This window comes from Roseateles sp. (assembly GCF_036486225.1).
Classification (GTDB): domain Bacteria; phylum Pseudomonadota; class Gammaproteobacteria; order Burkholderiales; family Burkholderiaceae_C; genus Roseateles.
This window is the reverse complement of record NZ_DASVNZ010000165.1, coordinates 1-4,856: the sequence shown is the minus strand read 5'-3', so window position 1 is coordinate 4,856 and position 4,856 is coordinate 1. Positions and strand designations below refer to the sequence as shown.

At 71.3% G+C, this 4,856-nt stretch carries 7 protein-coding genes; 4 read left to right on the top strand and 3 right to left on the bottom strand.

Going from position 1 to position 4,856, the window contains the following annotated elements:
- Nucleotides 1-783, top strand: a 783-nt coding sequence (locus VF536_RS11770; RefSeq protein WP_331615032.1) for a hypothetical protein, incomplete at its 5' end; no start/stop codon positions are given.
- A 25-nt stretch (nucleotides 784-808) separates the two neighbouring features.
- Here VF536_RS11770 and VF536_RS11765 read toward each other — a convergent pair.
- From VF536_RS11765 to VF536_RS11755, 3 genes are all read right to left on the bottom strand, one after another.
- Nucleotides 809-1,516, bottom strand: coding sequence for a flagellar basal body L-ring protein FlgH (locus VF536_RS11765; RefSeq protein WP_331615031.1), 708 nt, complete (start codon nucleotides 1,514-1,516; stop codon nucleotides 809-811).
- A gap of 86 nt (nucleotides 1,517-1,602) precedes the next feature.
- Entirely contained in the window at nucleotides 1,603-2,139 is a 537-nt protein-coding gene (locus VF536_RS11760) for a cell division protein FtsI (RefSeq protein WP_331615030.1), read from the bottom strand.
- A gap of 2 nt (nucleotides 2,140-2,141) precedes the next feature.
- Nucleotides 2,142-2,555, bottom strand: a complete 414-nt coding sequence (locus VF536_RS11755; protein WP_331615029.1) for a hypothetical protein — start codon at nucleotides 2,553-2,555, stop codon at nucleotides 2,142-2,144.
- Between the two features lie 312 nt (nucleotides 2,556-2,867).
- Between VF536_RS11755 and nudB the strand changes: the two genes are divergently transcribed.
- From nudB to VF536_RS11740, 3 genes are all read left to right on the top strand, one after another.
- Nucleotides 2,868-3,419 carry a dihydroneopterin triphosphate diphosphatase gene (nudB, locus tag VF536_RS11750; RefSeq protein ID WP_414710347.1) on the top strand — a complete coding sequence of 184 codons (552 nt, stop codon included), beginning with the start codon at nucleotides 2,868-2,870 and terminating at the stop codon, nucleotides 3,417-3,419.
- Nucleotides 3,416-4,243 (top strand): endonuclease/exonuclease/phosphatase family protein, encoded by an 828-nt coding sequence (locus VF536_RS11745; protein WP_331615028.1) that lies wholly within the window; start codon nucleotides 3,416-3,418, stop codon nucleotides 4,241-4,243. Before nudB ends, VF536_RS11745 begins: the two co-directional genes overlap by 4 nt.
- Nucleotides 4,240-4,856 (top strand): phospholipase D-like domain-containing protein (locus tag VF536_RS11740; RefSeq protein ID WP_331615027.1); only part of this gene is annotated, 617 nt, incomplete at its 3' end. The genes VF536_RS11745 and VF536_RS11740, both read left to right, overlap by 4 nt.

Here is a 4,856-nt window from a genome sequence, read left to right as displayed (position 1 = left end):
CAGGCGCAGACCCTGCTGCTGATCAGCGAGCTGCGCCGCGGCACGGAGGCCGTGCCGCCCGCCCAGCAGGCGCTCGCGCTGGGCGAGGAGATCCAGTCGCGCTCCCTGCAGGCGGCGGCGCACGGCCGGCTGGGCCAACTGATGGCGGAGCAGGAACAGCTCGGGCCGAGCTGGTACCACCAGCAGCAGCGACAGCGGTTGGAGGCGACGCTCGGACAGACCGAGCTGCCGGCGCGGCTGGAGCAGCTCGCGCGCTTCGACACGGACCCGCACGGTGCGGAAGGCCTGCTGCTGACGCTGGGACGATCCGGTGCCGCCGTGGCGACCGTCGCCGACGTCGAATCGCAATGGCAGCAGGCGCGGCCGCGTCTGCTGGAAGCCCTGGCGTTGACGGCCCTGGACCTGCGCTGGACCGCGGGCGGCGCGCCCGCGCTCATCGGCGCTGCAGCGCGTGCGGGGCGGTCGTCCCAGACGCTGACCTTGCGCCATGCGTCAGGCGCGGTCGTCGGCGAGCTGGTGCTGGAGCGCCCGGAAGGGGCGGTCTGGTCGCGCGCGGACCGCAGCCGCGCCGAGCGGCTCGCCGGCTGGCTGCAGCGGCTGATCGCTCAACTGCCCGCCGCCGAGACAGGCGCCGCCGCGTCGGACGCGGTTGAACCGGGGGCGCAGGCGCGCGCCTTGGTGGCCGTGCTGGAACGGCTGTCGAGCGCTTCCGGCGATGTCGCGGACCCGGATCTGTCGGAGGCTCTCGAACTCGCGCGACGGCTCGCCGCGCGACTCGCCTGAGTCGACACGGATCCCCAGGGATCGCTCACCAGATCGCCAGACTGGACGTCAGCACGCGCTGCAGCCAGCTGCGCCGGGCGGCCTCGGACACCTCGCCCTTGCCGGCGATTTCCATGCGCGCGTTGACGACGTCCGCCGACTGGACCTGGTTGCCGGTGCGGATGTCCTGCGGATTGACCACGCCCGAGAAGCGCAGCGTCTGCAGCCCGCCGTTCATCGCGATGCTGCGTTCCCCGGCGACGACGAGGTGGCCGTTGGGCAGCACGTTGATCACCGACACGGCCATCTGGCCGCTGAGGCTGCCGCTGGCCTCCGTGTCGCCGCTGCCCTTGTACGAGTCGCTGCCCGCGGCGGTGGCGTCGGCCTTGAGCAGCCGGTCGACGATGCCGACGTTGCTGGAGCCGCCCGGCCCCTTGACCGCGAGCTTGTTGTCGCGGCTGGTGTCGGTCTTGCTCTTCTGCATGGCGCTGAGCGACTCGCTGATCGCGACCTTGAGCGAATCGCCGACCTGGCGCGCGCGTCGCTCGGTGGTGAAGAGCGAGGCCGCGGCCATGCCGGGTTGATAGATGGCGCCGTTGTTGACGCGCTCGACGTAGGCGCCGTCAGGCGCCGGCATCACCTGCACCGGGCCTTGCACCAGCGCTTCGTTCGAGGCGCAGGCGCTCAGGAGCGCGCCCCCGGACACGAGCAGCAGCAGTCCGCCGCGTCGCGCGGCCATGGAAACGTTGAACATGAATCCCTCGTCGATGTGGTCGTTGTTCTGCGTTGTTCCGCGTTTGTTCCGCGCTTGTTCCGCGCTTGTTCCGCGTTGTTCCGGGCTCAGCCCTCGAAGCCCGTGAGCAGCGCCCGCACCACCGGCTCGAGCTTGTTGCGCGTGCTGGCCCATTTGCCCAGGCCCAGCGTCGCGTCGTCGCTGCGGTAGCTGCTGGCGGCCATCAGGCGACCGCCGGCGTCGTGCAGGCTCAGGGTCGCCTGCGCGAGGTAGGGCCGGAGCTGGTCCGACAGCGGCGGCCTGTCCCACTGCTGCAGGCCCTGGTAGTGCACCCAGGCGGGGCAGGCCTCGTCGCCGGGGCGCACGCCGGCTTCGAAGACGCGGGCCTGGACCTCGTGCTCGCGCAGTGCGGCGATCAGCGCCGGGACGAACTCGGGCAGCGCGAGCGAACGGTTGTATTCGATGCAGACGCGCTCCGGCAGCGCTGCGTCGTGGAACACCGTCTGCGTCGCGCGCGTCGGCCCCTGGCCGATCGCGACCGTTGCCATGCCGGCCGTGGCCTTGGCCAGCTCGATGCTGGGCATGGGGCTCAGCAGCGAGCAGCCGGCCAGCGGCAGCATCGCGACGAAGGCGGCGGCGCGCATGGTCAGAGGATCTCGTCGATCAGCGCCTTGCCGGCGACGGCGCCCGCGGCGAGGTAGCCGCCGACGGTGCTGCCGAGATCGCCGGCTTCCTTCATCACCGTGCTGGTGCCGCTGGCGACGGCGTCCTTCACGTCGCCAGCGAATTCCTTCACCTCGGACAGGCCGGTCGAGATCGCGTGGCCCAGGTCCTTGGCGCCGTCTTCCAGCGCCTGCAGGCCTTCCTCGCTCCAGTGCACGACGCTGCTGACGGCGTTTTCGCCGCCCTGGTAGGCGGCCTGTGCCAGGCCGATCGCGCCGGCGGCGACGGTGCCGTACTCCCGGGCGTTGATCTCGAAGCTGCCGCTGGGGCGGTTCACGAGTTGACGGGAGGCGACCAGCGGAGCGCCGGTGCCGTTGGTGGTGTTGACGGTGGTCATGACCCCTCCTGGTGGTTGTGGGTGTTGATGGCGACGGAAGCCATTCTTCCGGGGGGGCGGCACGGCGGATGCCCTCATGACCGGCAGGGCGCGGCGGCTCTACAAACTTTCTATATTTCCTGCCGCACATCTGCCGACGCCGTTGTTCTTCGACTGTGAACAAGCGTTGCCCGCGCGGTCGGCCGGCGTGTCGGGCGCCGCGATGCGCCCGTTCGTGTCGGCTGTTTGTCGCGCGTGTGGGAGTCCATGTCGGCTGCGTGCCGGGCCCGGCACACGCCGGCCGTGCCATGACCCTGGGATATGCTGTCCGCTATGAGCGAAGTGCCTCTCGCCCCCGCCGCCACCCCGCTCCCGGCCGATGCCCAGACGGCCTCCGCCGAGCTGTCCGCGCGCGCCTACAAGATCCCCGAATCCGTGCTGGTGGTGATCCACACCGACGCGCTGGACGTGCTGATGCTGGAACGCGCCGACCGGCCCGGTTTCTGGCAGTGCGTGACCGGCTCCAAGGACACGCTGGACGAACCCCTGGCCGACACCGCGCGGCGCGAGGTGCTCGAGGAGACCGGCATCCGCGCGCAAGACCTGGCCCCGGAAGCGCTGGACGACTGGGCGCTGGCCAACGTCTACGACATCTATCCGGTCTGGCGCCACCGCTATGCGCCGGGTGTGACGCGCAACACCGAACACGTCTTCGGCCTGACGGTGCCGGCGGGCACCGCGGTGACGCTGGCGCCGCGCGAACACCTCGCGTTCCGCTGGCTGCCGTGGCGCGAGGCGGCGGACCTGTGCTTCTCGCCGTCCAACGCGGAAGCCATCCTGCAGCTGCCCGCCCAGCGGGCGCGCCACGAAAGGACCGCGCCATGATCCGCCGCACGCCCCGCCATGCGGCCCTGGCCAATTCGGCGACCACGGACACCTCGCCGGCCGACAGCGTGGGACGCCTGCGCGTGGCGACCTACAACATCCACAAGGGCGTGCGCGGCATGGGCCTGGGTAAGCGCCTGGAGATCCACAACCTCGGCATGGGGGTGCAGGCGCTGGACGCGGACCTGGTGTTCCTTCAAGAGGTCCGGCTGTTCCACCACCGCGAGGCGCGCCAGTTCGACCGCAGCTGGTTCGGCTGGCCGGAGCAGGGCCAGGCGGAATTCCTCGCGCCGGAAGGCTACGAGGTGGCCTATCGGACCAACGCGGTCACGCGCCACGGCGAGCACGGCAACGCGCTGCTGTCGCGGTATCCGCTGGGAGATATCGGCCACCACGACGTGTCGGACCACCGCTTCGAGCAGCGCGGTCTGCTGCACGTGCCGGTGCGCTGGCAGGGCACCGAGGTGCATGCGGTCGTCGCGCACCTGGGGCTGATCCACGGCAGCCGGGTGAGGCAGATCCAGAAACTCGCGGCCTTCATCGAGGAGCATGTGCCGCACGGCGCGCCGCTCGTGGTGGCGGGTGACTTCAACGACTGGGGCGAGCGGCTGGAAGAGTCCATGCGGACGACCGGCCTGAGCCGGGCGATGCTGCCCGGCGCGAAGCGTTCGCTGCCGACCTTCCCGTCGCGGGTGCCGGTGTTCGCGCTGGATCGCATCTACACACGCGGCCTGCGCTGCGTCGACATGAAAGTGCCGCGCGGCCCGGCCTGGGCCCGCATGTCCGACCACCTGCCGCTGCTCGCCGAGCTCGTGCTGACTTGAAGCGGACGCCGGAACCCCTCTTCCCGTGGACCCTCGGGTCCCAGCCCAGCTTCACCGGCGGCAATGCGGTGCGGCTGCTGTGCGGCGGCGACGCGCTGTTCCCGGCGCAGATCGAGGCGATCGACCAGGCCGAGCACGAGGTCTGGCTCGCGACCTACATCTTCCATGACGACGAGGCCGGCGCCGCGACCGTCGAGGCCTTGAAGCGCGCGGCGTTGCGCGGCGTGAGGGTGAGGGTGGTCGTCGACGGCTTCGGCTCCAAGGGCAGCCTGGCGTGGCTGCGGGCGCAGCTCGAGGGCGCGCCGGTCGCGCTGGCGGTGTTCCGTCCGATCGACCGCTGGTGGAACTGGCTGCATCCCGGGCAGCTGCGGCGTCTGCATCAGAAGCTCTGCGTGGTCGACGGCCGCGTGGGATTCGTCGGCGGCATCAACGTGATCGACGATCGCGTGGACCTGCACCACGGGCGCACCGAGATGCCGCGGCTGGACTTCGCCGTCAGCGTCGGCGGGCCGGCGGTGCAGGCCATCGAGCAGGCCGCGCGCGCGGTGTGGACGCGGGCGTGGCTGGGTCACGATTTCGGCGACGAGATGCGGGCGATGATCCGCAGCGCCTC

Bases quoted from the DNA above. Each gene is read 5' to 3' on its own strand.
- VF536_RS11765 (WP_331615031.1), bottom strand. From the start codon at position 1,516: ATGTTCAACGTTTCCATGGCCGCGCGACGCGGCGGACTGCTGCTGCTC.
- VF536_RS11760 (WP_331615030.1), bottom strand. From the start codon at position 2,139: ATGCGCGCCGCCGCCTTCGTCGCGATGCTGCCGCTGGCCGGCTGCTCG.
- VF536_RS11755 (WP_331615029.1), bottom strand. From the start codon at position 2,555: ATGACCACCGTCAACACCACCAACGGCACCGGCGCTCCGCTGGTCGCC.
- nudB (WP_414710347.1), top strand. From the start codon at position 2,868: ATGAGCGAAGTGCCTCTCGCCCCCGCCGCCACCCCGCTCCCGGCCGAT.
- VF536_RS11745 (WP_331615028.1), top strand. From the start codon at position 3,416: ATGATCCGCCGCACGCCCCGCCATGCGGCCCTGGCCAATTCGGCGACC.